16 protein-coding genes are annotated in these 20,365 nt (G+C 60.9%); 6 read left to right on the forward strand and 10 right to left on the reverse strand.

Annotated elements, in window-relative coordinates; genetic code table 11:
- Positions 1–109: 109 nt before the first annotated feature.
- The 6 genes from NHL60_RS11165 (at position 110) to NHL60_RS11190 (ending at position 8,887) form a co-directional block, all read left to right on the forward strand.
- Complete coding sequence (locus tag NHL60_RS11165; protein WP_253443276.1) at positions 110–1,279, forward strand: isovaleryl-CoA dehydrogenase; 1,170 nt, start codon at positions 110–112, stop codon at positions 1,277–1,279.
- Positions 1,280–1,289: 10 nt separating this feature from the next.
- On the forward strand, positions 1,290–2,897 hold the full coding sequence (locus tag NHL60_RS11170) for a carboxyl transferase domain-containing protein (protein WP_253443277.1): 1,608 nt from the start codon (positions 1,290–1,292) through the stop codon (positions 2,895–2,897).
- Between the two features lie 17 nt (positions 2,898–2,914).
- On the forward strand, positions 2,915–3,763 hold the full coding sequence (locus NHL60_RS11175; protein WP_253443279.1) for an enoyl-CoA hydratase-related protein: 849 nt from the start codon (positions 2,915–2,917) through the stop codon (positions 3,761–3,763).
- Positions 3,760–5,811: an acetyl/propionyl/methylcrotonyl-CoA carboxylase subunit alpha gene (locus NHL60_RS11180; protein ID WP_253443281.1), complete on the forward strand. Its 2,052-nt coding sequence runs from the start codon at positions 3,760–3,762 to the stop codon at positions 5,809–5,811. The genes NHL60_RS11175 and NHL60_RS11180 overlap by 4 nt, the downstream gene beginning before the upstream one ends.
- 107 nt (positions 5,812–5,918) lie before the next feature.
- Positions 5,919–6,818: a hydroxymethylglutaryl-CoA lyase gene (locus tag NHL60_RS11185; RefSeq protein WP_253443283.1), complete on the forward strand. Its 900-nt coding sequence runs from the start codon at positions 5,919–5,921 to the stop codon at positions 6,816–6,818.
- A gap of 629 nt (positions 6,819–7,447) precedes the next feature.
- The gene (locus NHL60_RS11190; protein ID WP_218314611.1) at positions 7,448–8,887 is read left to right on the forward strand and encodes an IS66 family transposase; all 1,440 of its coding nucleotides are present in this window, start codon (positions 7,448–7,450) and stop codon (positions 8,885–8,887) included.
- 389 nt (positions 8,888–9,276) lie between these two features.
- Here the strand turns inward: NHL60_RS11190 and NHL60_RS11195 are convergent, their stop codons facing one another.
- The 10 genes from NHL60_RS11195 to NHL60_RS11240 form a co-directional block, all read right to left on the reverse strand.
- Entirely contained in the window at positions 9,277–9,822 is a 546-nt protein-coding gene (locus tag NHL60_RS11195; protein WP_253443285.1) for a GNAT family N-acetyltransferase, read from the reverse strand.
- Positions 9,823–9,945: 123 nt separating this feature from the next.
- Positions 9,946–11,190, reverse strand: a complete 1,245-nt coding sequence (locus NHL60_RS11200) for an HNH endonuclease (RefSeq protein WP_301271060.1) — start codon at positions 11,188–11,190, stop codon at positions 9,946–9,948.
- A 142-nt stretch (positions 11,191–11,332) separates the two neighbouring features.
- Positions 11,333–11,875, reverse strand: coding sequence for a DinB family protein (locus NHL60_RS11205; RefSeq protein ID WP_253443289.1), 543 nt, complete (start codon positions 11,873–11,875; stop codon positions 11,333–11,335).
- Positions 11,876–11,969: 94 nt separating this feature from the next.
- Entirely contained in the window at positions 11,970–12,575 is a 606-nt protein-coding gene (locus NHL60_RS11210; RefSeq protein WP_253443291.1) for a hypothetical protein, read from the reverse strand.
- 235 nt (positions 12,576–12,810) lie between these two features.
- The gene (locus NHL60_RS11215) at positions 12,811–13,929 is read right to left on the reverse strand and encodes an ISAs1 family transposase (RefSeq protein WP_253452053.1); all 1,119 of its coding nucleotides are present in this window, start codon (positions 13,927–13,929) and stop codon (positions 12,811–12,813) included.
- A 454-nt stretch (positions 13,930–14,383) separates the two neighbouring features.
- A complete protein-coding gene (locus tag NHL60_RS11220; protein ID WP_253452014.1) occupies positions 14,384–15,802 on the reverse strand; it encodes an IS1380 family transposase in 1,419 nt (472 codons plus the stop codon).
- A gap of 80 nt (positions 15,803–15,882) precedes the next feature.
- Positions 15,883–17,034 (reverse strand): IS91 family transposase, encoded by a 1,152-nt coding sequence (locus NHL60_RS11225; RefSeq protein WP_253443293.1) that lies wholly within the window; start codon positions 17,032–17,034, stop codon positions 15,883–15,885.
- Positions 17,027–17,884, reverse strand: a complete 858-nt coding sequence (locus tag NHL60_RS11230) for a site-specific integrase (RefSeq protein WP_253443295.1) — start codon at positions 17,882–17,884, stop codon at positions 17,027–17,029. Before NHL60_RS11230 ends, NHL60_RS11225 begins: the two co-directional genes overlap by 8 nt.
- A 289-nt stretch (positions 17,885–18,173) precedes the next feature.
- The gene (locus NHL60_RS11235) at positions 18,174–19,136 is read right to left on the reverse strand and encodes an IS1595 family transposase (protein WP_253443297.1); all 963 of its coding nucleotides are present in this window, start codon (positions 19,134–19,136) and stop codon (positions 18,174–18,176) included.
- A 618-nt stretch (positions 19,137–19,754) separates the two neighbouring features.
- Positions 19,755–20,255, reverse strand: a complete 501-nt coding sequence (locus NHL60_RS11240; protein ID WP_253443298.1) for a VOC family protein — start codon at positions 20,253–20,255, stop codon at positions 19,755–19,757.
- Positions 20,256–20,365: the final 110 nt, after the last annotated feature.

Here is a 20,365-nt window from a genome sequence, read left to right on the forward strand (position 1 = left end):
TAGTCTTGTGCCATCACGGTTTTACCACCCGACGCGACCCGTCGTGCCCACCCGGATGACCACCCTATCACCGGGCGCCACGACCACCGACAAGAATGGAGCCACGCTCATGCATACGCCCTTCAAGCCCCTCGACTTCGGCCTCGACGACGAACTGAACATGCTGCGCGACCAGGTGAACGCCTTCGCCCGCGACGAGATCGCCCCGCGCGCCGCCGAGATCGACGAGAAGAACGAGTTCCCCAACGACCTCTGGCAGAAGTTCGGCGACATGGGCCTGCTCGGCATCACCGTCTCCGAGGAAGATGGCGGCACCGGCATGGGCTACCTGGCACACTGCATCGCCATGGAGGAGATCTCCCGGGCCAGCGCCTCCGTGGGCCTCTCCTACGGCGCCCACTCCAACCTCTGCGTCAACCAGCTCAAGATCAACGCCAACGCCGAGCAGAAGGCCAAGTATCTGCCCAAGCTGATGACCGGCGAGCACGTCGGCGCGCTGGCCATGTCCGAGCCGGGCGCCGGTTCCGACGTGGTCTCCATGAAGCTGCGTGCCCGCAAGGAGGGTGACAAGTACGTCCTCAACGGCAACAAGATGTGGATCACCAACGGCCCCGACGCCGACGTGCTGGTGGTCTACGCCAAGACCGACCCGGACGCCGGTTCCAAGGGCATCACCGCCTTCATCATCGAGAAGGGCATGCCCGGCTTCTCCACCGCCCAGAAGCTCGACAAGCTCGGCATGCGCGGCTCCAACACCTGCGAGCTGGTGTTCCAGGACTGCGCGGTGCCGGAAGAGAACGTGCTGGGCGAAGTGGGCAAGGGCGTGCGCGTGCTGATGAGCGGCCTCGACTACGAGCGCACCGTGCTGGCCGCCGGCCCCATCGGCATCATGCAGGCCGCCATGGACATCGTGGTGCCCTACGTCCACGAGCGTCAGCAGTTCGGCCAGTCCATCGGCGAGTTCCAGCTGGTCCAGGGCAAGATCGCCGACATGTACACCACCCTGAACGCCTGCCGCGCCTACCTCTACGCCGTGGCCGCCGGCTGCGACCGCGGCCAGGCCTCCCGCAAGGACGCCGCCGGCGTCATCCTCTACTGCGCGGAGAAGGCCACCCAGGTCGCCCTGGACGCCATCCAGCTGCTGGGCGGCAACGGCTACATCAACGAGTACCCCACCGGCCGCCTGCTGCGCGACGCCAAGCTCTACGAGATCGGCGCCGGCACCAGCGAGATCCGCCGCATGCTGATCGGCCGCGAACTCTTCAACGAGTCCAAGTAAGGGGTTACCGATGGCCATTCTGACTACCCAGATCAACCCGCGCAGCGACGGCTTCCAGGCCAACGAGGCGTCGATGCGCCACGAGGTGATGAAGCTGCGTGAGCTCACCGCCGCCATCGCCCAGGGCGGCGGCGAGAAGGCCCGCGCGCGCCACGAGTCCCGCGGCAAGCTCTTCGTGCGCGACCGCATCGACCACCTGATCGACGAGGGCTCCCCCTTCCTGGAGTTCTCGGCGCTGGCCGCCCACGAGGTCTACGACTCCTCGATCCCCGCCGCCGGCGTGGTGACGGGCATCGGCCGCGTCAGTGGCGTCGAGTGCGTGATCGTCGCCAACGACGCCACCGTCAAGGGCGGCACCTACTTCCCGCTCACCGTGCGCAAGCACATCCGCGCCCAGGAGATCGCCCGCAAGCACCGCCTGCCCTGCATCTACCTGGTCGACTCCGGTGGCGCCTTCCTGCCCCGCCAGGATGAGGTCTTCCCGGACCGCGAGCACTTCGGCCGCATCTTCTATAACCAGGCCACCCTCTCCGCCGAGGGCATCCCGCAGATCGCCGTGGTGATGGGCTCCTGCACCGCCGGCGGCGCCTACGTGCCGGCCATGGCCGACGAGTCGATCATCGTCCGCGAGCAGGGCACCATCTTCCTGGGCGGCCCGCCCCTGGTGAAGGCCGCCACCGGCGAGACCATCAGCGCCGAGGATCTGGGCGGCGCCGACGTGCACGCCAAGAAGAGCGGCGTGGCCGACCACTACGCCGAGAACGACGCTCACGCCCTGCAGCTCTGCCGGGCCTGCGTGTCGCGGCTCAACTGGCAGAAGCGCGGCCAGCTCAAGATGCAGGAACCCAAGCCCCCGCGCCTGGATCCGGCCGAGCTCTACGGCATCGTCGGCACCGATCTCAAGAAGCCCTACGACGTGCTCGAGGTGATCGCCCGCATCGTCGACGACTCCGACTTCGACGAGTTCAAGCGCTACTACGGCGATACCCTGGTCACCGGCTTCGCCCATATCCACGGCTACCCGGTGGGCATCGTCGCCAACAACGGCGTGCTCTTCTCCGAATCCGCCGTGAAGGGCGCGCACTTCATCGAGCTCTGCGCCCAGCGAAAGATCCCGCTGATCTTCCTGCAGAACATCACCGGCTTCATGGTGGGCTCCAAGTACGAGCACGAGGGCATCGCCAAGCACGGCGCCAAACTCGTCACCGCGGTGGCCTGCGCCAAGGTGCCCAAGTTCACCGTGCTGATCGGCGGCAGCTTCGGCGCCGGCAACTACGGCATGTGCGGGCGCGCCTACGACCCCAACCTGCTGTTCATGTGGCCCAACGCCCGCATCTCGGTGATGGGCGGCGAGCAGGCGGCGGGCGTGCTGGCCCAGGTCAAGCGCGAACAGATCGAGCGCGAGGGCCGCGAGTGGAGCCAGGAGGAGGAAGAGGCCTTCAAGCAGCCCACCCGCGAGCAGTACGAGCACCAGGGCCACCCCTACTACGCCAGTGCGCGGCTGTGGGACGACGGCGTGATCGACCCGGCCCAGACCCGCGACGTGCTGGGGCTGTCGCTGGCCGCGGCCATGAATGCCGAGGTCGAAGAGACCAAGTTCGGCGTGTTCCGGATGTGACCGCAGGGGATCCCGTTATGTCTGAGACAACCTTTTCACGGCTGGAGCTCGACGACCGCGGCATCGCCTGGCTGACGCTGGAGCGCCCCGAGGTCCACAACGCCTTCGACGACAGCCTGATCGCCGAGCTCAACGCCCACCTGGAGCGTCTGCGCGACGCCGCCCACCACGGCGAGGTGCGCGCCGTGGTGCTGGGCTCCGAGGGCAAGAGCTTCTCCGCCGGGGCCGACCTCGGCTGGATGAAGCGCATGGTGGAGTACGACTTCGAGGGCAACCTGGCGGATTCGCGCAAGCTTTCCGCCCTGATGCACGGGCTCGACACCCTGCCCTGCCCCACCCTCTGCCGCGTGCAGGGGGCCGCCTTCGGCGGCGCCGTGGGCCTGGCCGCCTGCTGCGATATCGTCGTCGCCTCCGAGAAGGCCAAGTTCTGCCTCTCCGAGGTGAAGATCGGCCTGTCGCCCGCGGTGATCAGCCCCTATGTGCAGCGCGCCCTGGGCGAGCGCCAGATGCGCCGCTACGCGCTCACCGCCGAGGTGATGGACGCCACCACCGCCCTGGCGCTCGGCCTGGTGCATCGCCTCGCCCCCCACGACGAACTCGACGCCGCCGTGGAGGCCATGCTCGACATCCTGCTCGCCGGCTCGCCCCAGGCCCAGCGCGCCACCAAGGCGCTGCTGGCCGAGGTGGCCCGGGAGCCCGACAGCAAGGCCACCCGCGAGCACACCTGCCGGGTGATCTCCGAGCTGCGCGTCAGCGCCGAGGGCCAGGAGGGCCTGGCCAGCTTCTTCGAGAAGCGCCGCCCCGCCTGGACAAACGACAGCGACAACAGTGCCGCCGAAAACAATGCCGCGGAGCCCCGCTCATGACCTCTGAAGTGAAGAAATTCGATACCCTGCTGGTCGCTAACCGCGGCGAGATCGCCTGCCGGGTGATGCGCACCGCGCGCGCCATGGGCCTGCGCACCGTGGCCGTCTACTCCGACGCCGACGCCAATGCCCGCCACGTGCGTGAGGCCGACGAGGCCGTGCGCCTGGGTCCCGCCGCCGCCCGCGAGAGCTATCTCAAGGTCGAGGCGGTGATCGAGGCCGCACGCCGCACCGGCGCCGGCGCCATCCACCCCGGCTACGGCTTCCTCTCCGAGAACGGCCCCTTCGTGGAGGCCCTGGAGAAGGCCGGCATCACCTTCGTCGGCCCGCCCGCCTCGGCCATCGCCGCCATGGGCGACAAGTCCGCCGCCAAGGAGCGCATGTCCCACGCCGGCGTGCCCCTGGTGCCGGGCTACCACGGCGACGACCAGGATGACGCCCTGCTCAAGAGCGAGGCGGACAAGATCGGCTACCCGGTGCTGCTCAAGGCCAGCGCCGGCGGCGGCGGCAAGGGCATGCGCGTGGTGGAATCCGCCGCGGGCTTCCAGGCCGCCCTGGACGGCTGCCGCCGCGAGTCCCAGGCCGCCTTCGGCGACCAGCGCATGCTGATCGAGAAGTACCTGACCCAGCCGCGCCACGTGGAGGTACAGGTGTTCTGCGACAGCCACGGCAACGGCGTCTACCTCTTCGAGCGCGACTGCTCCGTGCAGCGCCGCCACCAGAAGGTGCTCGAGGAAGCCCCGGCCCCGGGCATGAGCGCCGAACTCCGCCGCGAGATGGGCGAGGCCGCCGTGCGCGCCGCCCGCGAGATCGGCTACGTGGGCGCCGGCACCGTGGAGTTCCTGCTGGATGCGGACGGCTCCTTCTTCTTCATGGAGATGAACACCCGCCTGCAGGTGGAGCACCCGGTCACCGAGATGATCACCGGCCAGGACCTGGTCGAGTGGCAGCTACGCGTGGCCATGGGCGAGCGGCTCCCGCTCGCGCAGGATGAGCTGACCATCACCGGCCACAGCTTCGAGGCGCGCCTCTACGCCGAGGACCCGGAGCAGGACTTCCTGCCCGCCACCGGCCGTCTGGACCGCTTCGCCCTGGATCTGGTGGGCGCCGGCCTGGACCCCGCCAAGGTGCGCCTGGACAGCGGCGTGGAGAGCGGCGACGTCGTCTCCATGCACTACGACCCGATGCTCGCCAAGCTGATCGTCCACGGTGACGACCGCGACCAGGCGCTGGCCACCCTCAACCGGGCCCTGGCGGCGCTGGACGTGCAGGGCGTGGTCACCAACCGCGCCTTCCTGCAGCGCCTGGCCACCCACCCCGCCTTCAAGGGCTGCGAGCTCGACACCCGCTTCATCGAGAAGAACGAAGCCACCCTGTTCGCCACCCAGGAGATCACCACCGAGGCCTACGCCGCCGCGGCGCTGATCGGCCTCAAGCAGCTGGCCCGCGAGTGCGAGAGCGACTCCCCCTGGGATCGCCATGACGGCTTCCGCCTCAACGCGCCGCACACCATCCGCCTGGCCCTTTGCGCCACCGGCCAGAACCTGACCAATGCCCAGGCGCCGGACGCCGAAGGCGTGGTGATCGTGGAAGGCACCCGAGAGACCGACGCCGACCCCTGGCACCTGACCATCGGCGACACCACCCTCACCGCCCGCCTGCAGCACCTGGAAGGCGACGCCGTGGCGGTGACCCTCGACGGCCACCGCCGCCGCCTGCAGGCCCGCCTGGGCCAAAACGGCGTGGTGGTGATGGCCGACCCGAGCGGAGAGACCCGCCTGTTCTGGCGCCGCATCGACGCCATCGACCACGGCCAGCACGAGGCGGAATCCACCCTCACCGCGCCCATGCACGGCACCGTGGTGGCGCTGCTGGTGGAGCCGGGCCAGAAGGTGGAGAAAGGCATGCCGCTGATGGTCATGGAAGCCATGAAGATGGAGCACACCATGTCCGCCCCCGCCGATGGCCACGTGGCGAGCTTCCACTTCGCCGCCGGCGACACCGTGGGCCAGGGCGACGTGCTGCTCGAATTCGCCCCGGAGGAGTAACATCAAGGCTCCTGCAGGGCCTACCCCGGCCCTTGTAGGAGCCCGATTTATCGGCGAATGGGCGAATCACGCCTCAGGCGCCCTGCAGAACCATCGGAGAACTCCCAATGGCATTCCCCCAACACGTCCGCCTGGTCGAGGTCGGCCCCCGCGACGGCCTGCAGAACGAGCCCGAGCCGATCAGCACCGCCACCAAGCTGGAGCTGATCGACCGCCTGGGCGCGGCCGGCCTCAGCTACATCGAGGCCGCCAGCTTCGTCTCGCCCAAGTGGGTGCCGCAGATGGCCGACCACCGCGAGGTGATGCAGAACCTCGCCCGGCTCGAGGGCGTCACCTACGCGGCGCTGACCCCCAACCTCAAGGGGCTGGAAGCGGCACTCGAGTGCGGCGTCGAGGAGGTGGCGGTGTTCGGCGCGGCCTCCGAGGCCTTCTCCCAGAAGAACATCAACTGCTCCGTGGCCGAGTCCCTGGCGCGCTTCGAACCGGTGCTGGAGCGCGCCCAGGCCGCCGGCGTGCGGGTGCGCGGCTACGTCTCCACCGTGCTGGGCTGCCCCTACGAGGGTGAGATCGCCCCCGCCAAGGTGGCCGAAGTGTCCAAGGCGCTCTATGAAATGGGCTGCTACGAGGTGTCGCTAGGCGACACCATCGGCGTGGGCACCCCGCTCAAGGCCAAGCGCATGCTCGAGGCGGTAAGCCGCGAGGTGCCCATGGACAAGCTCGCCGCCCACTTCCACGACACCTACGGCCAGGCGCTGGCCAACCTCTACGCGGTGCTGGAGGAAGGCATCGCCGTGGTGGACAGCTCCGTCGCCGGCCTCGGCGGCTGCCCCTACGCCAAGGGCGCCTCCGGCAACGTGGCAAGCGAGGACGTGGTCTACCTGCTCAACGGCCTCGGCATCGAGACCGGCATCGACCTCGACGCCCTTGCCGCCACCGGCACCTGGATCACCCAGACCATCGGCCGACCCAACCGCTCCAAGGTGGGGGTGGCACTCGCCGCCAGGTAATCGCAACGGCAACACGCAAAAGCCCCGAGCCAGGTGACTGACTCGGGGCTTTTTTTTGGACAGTTTAACGCTGCCAACACGCGCAGCTTTGTAGTGGAGGCGAAGCCGCAACGAAAAAGCTGTCGCCATGATTGGCCTGGTTAGCTCTGCTATCGAGCAGCATCATGAATGAATTGATCCATTGCTCGCTTGTACGCTGTCAACCTACTTCCACTCAGAATGCTATGTTTCGACATGAAGCGAAAGTGAGCTCTCGATGCCACTTGATTCAGGCGAACGGCTTCGTTCCTAACACTTCTAGCCCACTCTGGCTCATCGACCGTTCTCGATATTAAATCCTCTCCCAGAAAGAGCGAAACAGACTCTGACTGAAAACGAAGAAGCCAGACCTCATAGGAATACCTAGACCCTACTCCCAGAAGTCTTAAATCCGAGAACACTGATTCGGACTTCTTAGGAATTTTTAACCTTCTGAAAGCCCGAGCCGTTACCTCATCAAAAAGGGCATCTAGTTTGTGGCCTTTCTTTCTCGCTTTGTAACTATTCAGGTGGTTGCGGATAGCCTGTCGCCAACCACCTGATTTTTCTGGCATAGTGTGCCTAATCCTTCGGCATATCTATGCGGTGACATGACCATCAGCGATATCAACGTCGACGAGGCTCTGGAGCGGGTCCGACAGCAGCTCAAGGAAGACCAGACGGTCTCTCCGTCGCTGCGTGCGGCCATCGATGTGCTGATGTTGCTGGTCAAGCTCATGGCCGATCGCCTGGCCACCAGTAGCCGCAACAGCAGCAAGCCACCGTCCCAGGATCCCAATCGCCAGCGCCGCTCGCGCGCCAAAGGCGAGCGGCGCCCCGGCGGACAGCCAGGGCATGAGGGTAAGACGTTGGCGCCGGTGACGGACCCCGACGAGGTGGTCAAGCTCCGTGTCGATCGTCGGCAACTCCCCAAGGGGCGTTCTTACCGCCCGGTCGGCGTCGAAACGCGCCAAGTGCAGGACATCGTAATCCAGGCCGTGGTCACCGAATATCAGGCTGAGGTCCTCGAAGATGATCAGGGGCAACGCTACGTGGCGCCATTCCCCGAGGGCGTGACTCGCCCCATCCAGTATGGCCCTCGCCTCAAGGCGCATGTCGTCTATCTCTCCCAGTATCAGCTGTTGCCCTATGCGCGTATCCGCGAGTTGCTCACCTCGCAGTGCGGCCTGTCGCTGAGCACCGGCACCCTGTTCGCCTTCAACCAGGAGGCCTACCAGCGGGCCGAGGCGTTCGCCGAGTGGGTGATCCCGGCGCTACGTGAAGCAGCCACCGTCCATGCCGATGAAACCGGAATGCAGGTCGGTGGCAAACGCTACTGGCTACACAGCGCCTCCAACGAGGCCCTGACCTGGTTGGCCCCGCACCCCAAGCGCGGCCAGGAAGCGATGGACGCCATCGGCGTATTGCCCTTCGTGCGTGGCGTGCTGGTGCATGATCACTGGAAGCCCTACTACCGCTATCCGGATTGCCGGCACGCGCTCTGTAATGCGCACCACCTTCGGGAGCTGACAGCGGCCTGGGAGAACGATGGCCAGGCATGGGCCAAGGCCTTGCATGACCTGTTGTTGGAGATGCATCGCGCCGTGGAGGTGGCCGACGGCTGCCTCTCGGCCGATGAGACCCGAGCCTGGCGGCAGCGCTATCGAGATTGCCTGGCGAAAGGGGACGCCGAGTGCCCCCCGCCGGTGAAACCGCCACCTGGAACGCGAGGCCGGGCCAAGCGCACCAAGTCGCGCAACCTCCTGGAACGCCTCCAGGCGTACGAGGACGACGTGTTGCGCTTCCTCGACGACCCTGCCGCTCCCTTCACCAACAACCAGGGGGAACGCGATCTGCGAATGACCAAGGTCCAGCAGAAAATCTCGGGCTGCTTCCGCTCCTGGGAGGGGGCGGAGATCTTCTGCCGGATGCGCAGCTTCCTCTCGACCGCCGTCAAGCAAGGGGTGGCGGCGCATACCGCACTGGAGCAACTGTTTGCGGGTGATGTGCCATCCTTCATGCAGCCTACAGCCACGGATCAGGCGGCGTGAGCTAAACAGTTACCTCGCTTTTTTATAAGCTCCTGATGGAGTCTCGTCGTCTTTGCTAAGCGATATAATTAGCGACTTCAGTGAACACTCTATGGACATTGCTAGATCAACGATCGCCTTAGCTCTAAAATTCCTGTTACCCATCGATTCGCAATTACGTACCTGATCAAATCTATCGATGAAAAGATTCCCATCGGTCCAAAAATTCCGAGCTAAGTGTGACTTGACCGCACGCTGAGGGATATGTCGCTTTGGTACGCCAAGCGCTTTGTTCATTCTCTCTTGCAGAGTCATTACTACCTGATCCTTTGAGCTAACGCCGCCAGCACGCGCGGCTTCGTAGTGAAGGCGAAGCCGCAACGAAAAAGCCGTCGCTGTGCCTGGCCTGGTTATAAGGCATGTAGCTCCCAGTGATCTCTGCTTATCTTGTACAAAACATGCTCACAAAGAGGGTCAGAAGGTTCTAAGTCCGGATGCTCAAAATTGCTGGCATAGGACATCCCAATTTTTTCCATGACGGCTTGGGAACGCATGTTGCCAACTGTCGTAAAAGAGACCACCTCTTCTAAATCCAAGTGAGTAAAAGCATACCGCAATGACTCATTGGCGGCCTCTGTCGCGTAACCCATGCCCCAATATCGTTTAGCAAGACGCCAGCCGATCTCAACACATGGTGAGAACGGCATGCTTTCTTTGGGGATATGAAGTCCAACAAATCCAGCAAACTTGCTTTGACCAGGGATCTCTAAAGCCCAGAACCCCCACCCACGCTCAGCAATGAGAGACTTGATTTTTTTCCCCATGCTGTAGCTTTCTTCCTCCGTCAGAAGTTTCGGGAAGAACTCCATTACGTCTTTATCCCGGCACATCTTCGAAAAGGGATAGAGGTCTTCGTCATCCCACTGCCGAAGTATCAATCTTTCCGTTCTAATCATGCGTCAGATGATGCCTTACGCCGCCAACACGCGCGGCTTTGGAGTGAAGGCGAAGCCGCAACGGAAAAGCCGTCGCCGTGCTTGGCCTTGTTAGGTTTTTCATTGTCGCCGCAAGACATTGCTCTATACCTTTTTAATTTGCTCTCGGCTCATTTCCAGCGCGATGACCCGATACAAGTTTCCTGATCCAACAGACTTCACGTAGTATTCTTGAAGTTGGTCAAACCAGAACACATCTATTTGCCAACTTCCATTTTTGCGTGATTGGCAGTAGCTTCTTTCCAATAGCTGATGAGCTAGAAACGGGTATTTTTCCCCATTCCTCTTATATAGCGAAATCTCTCCCTTATCACCTCCCTCATAACAATAACCTGGAGAGCTGACTTCTGGCTCACCCGTGGCCCGCTCATACTCATCGTGAAAGCAATAGCAGAATCTAGTTTGCAAAGGCCCCATACACTCGCTTATGAGGTCAGACATACGCAGCTTACGGAAACTTCCACCGTCAATGTCATTCACACCAATAATGGTTTCGGTGAAACCCAGGAATTTTCTCTTGGATAAAACAACACCAATAGAGAAAACCTCATGGAGCTTAACTAGGCACAACAAGCAGGACTCTGCCGAAGTCAAAATCAAGTAGTGCTTCTTGCTCGATAAATCCAAGTAGCCGGCGAATGGCTCAAATATTTCAGGCTGCAAGCCTGATCCAATCTTTACATACTCCTTCACGCCTTCGTAGTCAGCATTCTCGAGGATTTTTGAGATCTTTATAGCGTCAGCATCCAAGAAATAATCCGGGATAGAGTCAACTGCAAATTCATAGGCGATCTTTAGCAAGCCTATCTTGAATTTCAGAATATCTATCTCCCACCTTCCACCAACCCCGCCAGTCCTAATCTCGCACCGCCGTTCTCCTTTGACAATTGCAGACTCAGAAATACCCTTTCGCTTAATGATTTTATTGAGAATACCATCAATCTTCCCCTCATCTTTTGAGTCCACGGCAATTTCAATAGACTGAACCACTCCAGCATCCTCCTTCAGCTTAATGACTGGGTGGTACAGAACTTCCAACTTCCCTTCTTTATTGACTTCTACTCTGGCTTTAACTTCAGGATTCCCTTCTTCCACAAAAGTGCCAGCGAAAGGATTAGGAAGGCTGCCACTTTTACCTTCTAGCTCTTGAGCGAATCTGTACAAATCTGTCAATTTATGATTAACCAGATGCGAATCGACTTTCTCGCCCATCTTTGAATTGCAGGTCTTGCAAACATTGAATATGTGATAGAAGCCACCGAGAGAGTCGGGTATCACATGCTCGTCGCTCATGTCTTCTTTATCTTCTCGACAGATAATGCACAGCATAGATTAATCACTCCGCTCTATTTTATGAGACTTCCTCGCCACAATCACTCACATTGGGCCCCTGGCGAAAACCTAACGCCGAGCTTTGCGGCAATTTTGGAGCCGCAAAGCGGTGGGAAAATTGTCCGGCAACAGCGGCTGGTTATACATGAGTCTCCTCCGGGATCTGAGCCAATAGGTCAGTAACCCCGATATCCACGCCCACCTGTGATAGCAAAGTAGAAACTTGTCCTCGATGATGAGTCTGATGGTTAAAGAAATGAAGCACCAGGCTCGAATATCGTTTATTGGCAGAAATCCCTTTGGTGTTGTGGTAGCTGAGGACGAAATCCAGATCACCTTCGGATAGCTCGGCTGTCCAGTTGATAATCTGGCGATCCAGCCAGATTCGCCGCTCAGATAAGCCACCAAGACCTTCAAATAGAATCTGATTCAGGCCCGTAGGACTTTGAAGGTCCGCGACCTCTCGCAATGAGTTCAGGCAGGACGGATGGGTAGCAAAACGTTTGAGCCAAATGGTATCGCCAACGAGGATGTGGTTCAGAGTTCCCAGGATGGAGCCAAAAAAGGCTCCACGGTCTTTCGCCAAATCTGTCGTAGAAAGCTGTCCCGCAGCCGCATAAACCTTCGAGTTCATCCACTGATTGTAAGTGGCTAGCAATTCAAAGTGATTTTTCAGGCTCATAAGAGTTCCGCCTCATGTATAACGCCGCCAGCACGTGCGGCTTTGTAGTGAAGGCGAAGCCGCAACGAAAAAGACGTCACGGTGACTGGCCTTGTTAGGCAAAGCAATCTGGAACCTGAACAACCTGCTGATCCTTAGTAAGTGGGGATAGCATCCACTCAAGACTCCGAAGTGGATAGGTCCGCGCCCAAATTGTACAGGCTAGAAAATGGTGCGCTGCAGGCTCCGACAGGACGGATTTAACATTCTGCAAAGCAGCTTGCTTATCTTCTGCTTGGTGGATGATAGACCCATAGAATATTGCACGGATCATCTCTTCAGTATCCAAACCATGCCACTTTTTTCCGGCCCCAGCTCGCTGCCACTGCCGTTTGTTGTGCTTGAGGGCCGCCTTGACCATATTCGAATCACGACAGTGCTTTCCAATGAGCCCCTGAACCGTGAAGAAATGCGAGGGTTCTTCATTACCCCAAAAGAAGCGAAAATCAATATACAGCCCTTTCAGGCGGTGAACACTTACTGGAATCCCAGTAGTGTTGAATTTCCCGTCGGAATCATGACCCACCCATCCTGAAACAGTGAATCCTTTGCTTTCAAGCTCTATCCAGTTCCGCTCAAGCTCCGCGAGGCGGTCTCGGAAAAATTGGACAGTTCTTAACGCCTCGTCATCCATTGGTTCAGTCAGCTCGATTACACTCAAAGCTTTCCCTCTTTTGCCTAACTGTTCAGCATTTATACGCCGTGCGGAGCATGGCGTATAAATGCCTGTTGGACTAAGCCGCCCATCAGGCTGCTCTGCAGCTTCTATAGGGTATTGTATTCCACGGAGTGCGGCCTGGGGCATCCGGTCGCGCAGATACAGACCTGTGGTGACGCGTTCGAGCCGTGATGTTGACCATGATCACCGTTCCCTCAGGGAAAACGCATGAAAAACCCTACACCGCGAGAATGTCTGCGAGGTAAGTCTCATCCAGTGCCGCTTTCTTCTGCTTTCGCCGGATGCCGCCTTTGAAACGGCTCTCCCCTTTCAGGTAATTCAAGGCGATATGGCGCATCCTGGCGAGGTTTTCCGCCGCCTGACCGCGGTGGATTTTGCAAGCATCCTCGCGGAGCGCGACGTCCAAGGACCAGTGGAGCTTATTCTCGACAAACCAATGCTGGCGAGCCGCTTCGGCGAGCTTCTTGGCGCTCAGCTCGGCAGAGCTGATGTAGTAGCGGATCATCGGGGCTTCTGGCACCTCATCGCCTTCCTGGCGGAAACTCATCACCACGCCCACCGTTTTCAGGCCTGGCCATTCATAGCTAAGCTCCTGAAATTCTTCAGTAACCTCGCTGACAATATGGTATCGAGTCTCTTGCCGGCCCCGATTCTTCTCGTCCGTGACATACGCATCCCCTTCAAAGTTGACCACCTTGGGCATGGGAAACGCTGCCTCGAAGGCATCCGCCAGGGCTGGCTGATTTTCCTTCACCGACAACAGGTAATCGGCGCCCTTCCGCAGCACCTGAGTGGCGATCTTCTTTTGGCAACCCATGGCATCGATCGTCACCAAGCAACCTTGCAGATTGAGAAGCTTGAGTAGCTCGGGAATCGCCGTGATCTCGTTGGATTTCTCCGCCGTCTTGACCTGGCCCAGCACCACGCCATTCGCCGCACTGAAGGCACTGACCATGTGTATCGCCCCTTTGCCCTTCCCTCGGCAGTACGACCCTCGCAGCGTCTTGCCATCGATGGCCACCACCGCGCCCTCCGTCACATCGTGACAGGCCTTCATCCACTCGGCGAATGCGCTTTGCAACTGCTCGGCATTCACCAGGGCCATGACCCTGGCCAAGGTGTCATGGCTGGGCACGCCAGCCTCAAAATCGCCGTACTGACGGAGAAAATCGAGCTTCGCGTGGCCAAAGTCCTCGATTTCGTCCCAACCCTCGGCACCACAGATCACTGCACAGACCGTCAGGAACAGGATATCCGACAGCTGATGCTGCACTTTCCAGGCCTGGCGGAAGTCGGGAACGATCGATAAATGGTGCATAAGCGATGGTGTCAGCATGAGGTCATCCATGAGCAAAAGTCGTTAGATGACCACATTAGCTCCTACTGGTAAAGCGCCACGAAGCCCGTCATAGAGCGGTTTTTCATGCGTTTTCCCTGACCGTTCCCTCTGGGGCCAATTTGCCCCAATGTAGCGCGCCTGCTCGCCAACATCCATCACCGAGACGAGCGCCGCCGCAACCCGCGAGCGGGCCGGATAGTCGAGTCCGTTGTGGGTTATCCCGCCTTATTCATGAGAGCGCTGGCTGAGTGGGTTTTCAGCCCGCGCTGCCAACACCGGCCTACCGGCACCGCGTTGGCAGCATGAGAATCCGCTGCCATATGCAAAAACAGCGCATCTTTCCGTTATGTTTATAGCCTACAGGAATGGACTACCGTCATTCGTGCAGCCGTCATCATCAGCCGAGGTGGGGCTGCTGTACGCATGGATCGGTGGTGGTATCGCCGACGAGTCAGTCCAGCGCGGTCAGCTTTGGCAGCCCCTTCAGCAAGGCAGGCCACCATTTGTCAGCCGCATCACCGAGGTGAATGGTGATGCGCCGAGCGTGAAGCGAGAGCGTCGCCGCTACCTTGAGCACCTGCTCGCGCATCCGGCTCAGACTCCAGCCCTGCCGGGTCTGACGCACCAGCAAGCAGCGCAGGCCATGCAGGACCTGATAGGCGTAGAGGCTCAGTAGCAGGCTCACCTCGTTGCGGGCCATGACGTCCTGGACCGTGGAGGCACCGCGATCCGTCGACGACAGGTGCACGTCCAGCGCCGATTTCACCTCGCCCATGTGGGCCTCGGCGCTGCCGCGCTTGCGATAGAGCGCCAAGACCTTTTCCGGCGGCCAGTCGAACTTGCCGAGGTTGGTGACCAGGAAGAAGGCATGCAGCAGCAAGTCATCGGGGCGCTCCTGCACCACCAACACCACGCGTCGTGGCGCTGGCCAGGAACCGGCTTGGTATTCAAGGTCATAGCACCATTCGCGAGGCTGTTCGGGCGGTCGGCCGCGGGGCCGCTTCAGGTAGGGCGCCGCCAGTGTCTGCAGGCCCTTGTGGCTGCGCAACCGGCCCAGATACTCGATGTCGCGCGTTTCCAGGGCCTCCAAGGTGTCATTGTCGGTAAATCCGGCATCGATGCGCACCCGAACCTGGGCGCCGGTGCTCTCGTTGAGCCGCTTCACCAGATGGGGGATCCAGGTGTCGGCGTTCTCGGCCGGACCGGCGTTGCCCTCTCGCAGCAGGCCGCCCACCATGTCACCGGTCTCGGCCAGCGAGGCCACCAGCGGCGAATAGATCCGGGTGCCGTACAGGCCATGATAGGCCGAACCGCCCTGGTGGCCGTGAACCTCGATCGGCAGGCCGTCGATGTCCAGCGTTAGCTGCTTAGGCCGCTCGCCGTTCTTCAGCGCGGTCAGGCGCCAGACCACCAGCCGCAGCAGGCCCTCGTGCACGGCATCGATGTTGTCGTTGCGGCCCAGGCAGGTGAGCAGCCTGGACAGCGTGGCTTGAGAGGGCCGGTCTTGGGCCAGGGGCGTCAGCCCACGCGCATCACTGCAGGCCAGCTGCCAGAGCGGATCACGTCGCAGCGTGTCGGTATCGCTGAGATCGATCCAGCCCATCGCCCGCTGTAGCACCAAGGTGCGTATCTGGCTGGCCAGCGAGTGGCGAATGCGCAGCGGATGGCGCGGATCGACTAGGTTGTCGTCGAGCGCCTCGATCACGCCGCTGCTGTCGAGGGCTTCCCGCAGCAGCAGCGCGCCGCTGTCGCTGGTGGTGCGTTGGCCGTCGAGCTCAACGCGGATGGACCCGTTGCAGGACGGAATCCAGGGAGATACGCTTTCACCCATAGCGGATGGCTCTCTTGGATCAGGTTCTTGGCGGAACACACTGATTTTACAAGAGAATGCCATCCGCTATCTTCGTTTTCAGGCCGGCCTCATGAATAAGGCGGGGTTATGGCGTTACTTCATGCTCGATAACGTTGCTCCCTGTGGTTCGGTGGTCGGCCACATGTGGGTCTGCGCGGGGCGAGGGTCCCGATCACCCGCAGTGTCGGTTGCCGGCAGTGCGGGCAGGTGTAGGTCGGCTCCGGGTCGCTGGCGGCAGAATCGGCATCCGGCGTCACCTCAGCGACTGCCAGCGCTTGGCGGATCTGTGCCAGGCGTCGTCGCCGGCAACGATTGGCCAGAAAGCCGTAGTGACGGACCCGCATCAGCCCCTTGGGTAGGACGTGGAGCAGGAAGCGGCGCACGAACTCCTCCCCATCGAGGACGAGCTGTTTCCGCCGATCACAGTCGCGGTAGTCCTTGTAGCGCAGGGTCACCTGGCGGTCGTCCACCGCGAGGATGCGGGCGTTGCTGATAGCGATCCGTCGCGTGTAGCGCGCCAGGTAGCGCACCACCGTGTCGGTGTGTTCGAGACAGTCCTTGCTGTAAACCACCCACTCGGTGGCCATCAAGGCGTTGAGCTGGTCATCCACGTCACCGGGCCGGGTGACTCGGTGGAGTTCGCCAGCCGTGGCGGCCTGACGCAACCCACTGACCAAGTGCCCGCGAAAGTGGCGCGACAGGGCTCGGACCGGGAACAGATAATGGCTGCGAGCCCCATGCCAGCCGCCATCGTCGCCCAGCGCACCGCCCGGGACCAGGCAATGCAGGTGCACGTGCTGGCTCAGGTTCTGGCCCCAGGTGTGAAGCACGGCGCTCATGCCCATCTCGCCGCCGAGACGCTTGGGATCGCGACCGAAGGATCTGAGGGTGTGCCAGGCACTCTGGAACAGCAGCCGGTAAATCACCTCGGGGTGAAGCTGGACCCAGCCGTTGAGGCTGTGCGGCAGGGTGAACACGACGTGGTAGTAGCGCACCGGCAGGATGTTCGCCTGCTGACGCTCGGCCCACTGATGCATGGCGCGGCCTTGGCACTGCGGGCAGTGGCGATCGCGACAGCCAAAGTAGTGCGGCTGGGTGTGGTCGCAGTCCGTACACTGCAAGACCGTCCCGCCCATCGCCTCGGTGCGACAGGCGAGTAGATAGCGGCATACGCGTTGGCGCTGACGATCCAGGCCGGCCGGATTGAAAAAGCGAGCCAGGGCCTGTTGGAGGGTGGCTGTCTCAGTCATGGGCCACCTCCAGGCCGGCCACCAGGTCGATGGGGCCCTGACTCATCCCCTGCTGGCCCGGCAGCCAGTGCAGGTAGCGCATCGTCGACTGGACGCTTCGGTGGCCCAGCAACCGTTGAAGCTGATGGACGGGCATACCCTGCTCCAGGACATGCGTGGCGTAGGCATGGCGCAGGCTGTGAATGCCACCGACCCGTTCTATACCAGCCTGGCGCTTGGCCTGGGTAAAGGCCTTCTGCGGCGCGCTCGGATGCAGCGCGCGATCCGGGAACAGCGCGCTCGGAAACAGCCAAGTCGGCGGCCGGTAGGCACGCCAGTAATCACGCAAGCGATCTAGCAGGGTCACCGAGAGCAAGACCATGCGATCCTTCGCGCCCTTGCCCTGGGCGACACGTAGCTGGCCACGCTGGCTGTCGATGTCCCGAACCCGCAGGTGGCAGACCTCACTCACGCGCAACCCGCAGCCGTAGCACAGTTCGAGCATCATGCGATGCTTGGGGTTTTGGCACGCGGCCAAGATCCGCCGGACGTCGTCGCGAGTCAGCAATTCCGGAATCCGTTGCGGTGTCTTCGGCACCACGGGCGATACCTCAACCGACGGCCAGTGCAACACGTGGAGGTACAGGAATCGCACGCCGTGCAGATAGACGCGGCAGCTGGCGGCTGACAAACCGCGCTCCTGAACCAGGTGGTTGAAGAAGCGTTGCAGGTCGTCAGGGCTCAATGTGTCTGGCGGTAGGTGGAAATAGCGCGCCAGGTCAGTGATCACCATCAGGTAGGTATGCTGGGTGCGTTGCGCGAAGCCATGCTGACGCATGGCCTCAATCATCGCCTGTCGTAAGGCAGTCATCGTCGTCACTCCTGTTCAGTGACCCTCGTGGGTCAATGAACAGTGTGGTTCGGTAAAGCGAGAGACAGGATTCGACGACAGCTACCGCGAAGCGGTTTAGTTCAACAGGTATTAGACAGCGTGCTCGTTTATTGACTTGAACGAGCATGCGCGTTCAACAATCTTATCATCGCAAGCTTTTGCCAGCTAACCCTTTGATTTCATGAAACCCAAAGGAAACCTTGGCCACCTATACAGAATTCGCACGCTTGCGCGTTTTGCCAGTGCCAATAATACTGTATGTACATGGCTATGTTGGTATCTGCTGTTGGTTCGCACCTATCGCTGCCCGAAACCACGCCTCCTCAGATGGAGGCACGGTTTCAAACAATCGCCGCCACGCCAGATAATTATGTAAGTACGCGGTCCCCACCCCATGAAAGCGCGCCATCCAACCCTTCAATCGGCTCATATAGCTGTTGACGTTCTGGATGTGGTACTCCTTCCCGATCACCCGCTGATTATCGAATACGATCAGCCGATGATGGGCAACGCCATAATCGCGAGAAAAAGTTTTATACCAGCGGTGTCCGTCAGAACATAAAATAGAGTCGCGATCGATGATTGGTGCCAGAAACTCATGGACAGTGGACTTTTTGAGCGCCGGATCCATCAGCTCACTGATCTTTCCATTACGGTCACGCGCAATAAGCACAGGAATTCTATCCACTTTTTTCTTCTTGTTGCCTTGCCCACCCCGCTTTCGAGGTTTGCGGTGCGTGATATTGCGCTTTCCTTTGCATGACTCCAGGAAGAAAGTTTCGTCTACCTCAATGATGCCGGATAGTGGGTTGGCGTTGCCTTGAGCGCTCGTTTTCAGGAAGCGATGTCGCCAACGAAAGGCCGTCTTCAAGTCGATGCCCAATCGGGCCGCCGAGACGCGTAACGTCAGGCTGTCTCGCATGCAGCGCAGGTAGTCGAACCATTTGTCGCGGTGCTGCAGCTTGGCCAGGGGCGTACCTGTGAGGGCATTGAACGTCTTGTGACACACGGGATTCCGACACCGATACCGCTGCAGGCCGCCGCTGCGCCCCCACTTGACTGGGTGTTCACCGCCACAGTGCGGGCATAGAAGGTGGGATTTCGCAGTTTCAAGCAGGGTATCTGCTTGGGAGCTAATTTGCCCAATAAGCTGATCTGCAAGATATTTCTTGAGATCTACAGGGAGGCTAGCCAGTGTCTGCTCGAGGGCTTCGAGGTCGGCTTGTTTCATGGCGTGCTCCAGAGGCAAACTGGATATACAGTAGTTTATACAGTATTTTTGAAGCACGCCAACAGCAGATACCAACATAGCCATGTACATCCATGCATCGAGAGGATAGGAGTATGGATACGCACAGCAAACCGCCGAAGCTGATGGACCGGGTCAAAGCCACCCTGCGGGTGAAACGATAGAGCCTTCGCAACGAAAAAAATTGCGGTTAAGTACATAAGTAACGAAGTGAGAGCTGCGGTGGTGAAATCGCCCGATAAATCGGGCTCCTACCAGAGTGAAAATGCCTCAGTGTTATCTTCAGGCAAAATGGCACGAGCAATTGCGGCAACAAGAGTGGCCATCGGGCACGCTACCGCCCCTACCCGGCAAGCTGTGATGGCTCCCTGCCATCCCTGCGGTAGTCCCTGCGGTAGTCCCTGCGTGCTGCGTTGTTGTCGTATTGCCTGGCCGCCTAAGCGGCCTTGGCCATTCAGCGTATGCGACAGAACCGATGGTTGCCACACCGCGATTGGTCGCAGTGGTGGCAAGGCCCCCGAGTCACTCACCTGGCTCGGGGGCCTTGCCTGGAGGTCAACGCTGATCGGCGGCACGCAGCGCCATCTGCCCATGCTGCTGTCAGACCGTCGGCTTCTCGCCACGAACCGCCGCTTCGATCACGGCGATGTCGATCTTCTTCATCGTCATCATCGCATCGAACGCCCGCTTGGCGGCGGCGCGGTCGGGGCTGGTGTAGGCCCTGGTCAACGCAATGGGGGTAATCTGCCAGGAGATGCCCCACTTGTCCTTGCACCAGCCGCACTCGATTTCCTGGCCGCCGTTGCCGACGATCGCCTTCCAGTAGCGGTCGGTCTCAGCCTGGTCCTCGGTGGCCACCTGGAATGAGAACGCCTCGTTGTGCTGGATGCCAGGCCCTCCGTTAAGCCCCAGGCAGGGAATGCCCATCACGGTGAACTCAACGGTCAAGACGTCATCCTGCTTGCCCGCCGGGTAGTCTCCCGGGGCGCGATGGACCGCGCCGATGGAGGAATCGGGAAAGGTCCTGGCGTAGAACCTCGCCGCCTCCTCGGCATCGCGCTCGTACCACAGGCAAATCGTGTTCTTGGCAATCGTCGTCATAGGCGCCTCCATCATGGTTGCAGGTCGAGTACCGCCCCGGTCGCTTCCCTCCAGGGACAAGGCCACGGCCACGTGGCCGTGGCCGATTCATCCTTGCGCTCTACCGGGAC

The sequence above is a fragment of the Halomonas sp. Y3 genome (assembly GCF_024137965.1).
Classification (GTDB): Bacteria; Pseudomonadota; Gammaproteobacteria; order Pseudomonadales; family Halomonadaceae; genus Halomonas; species Halomonas mongoliensis.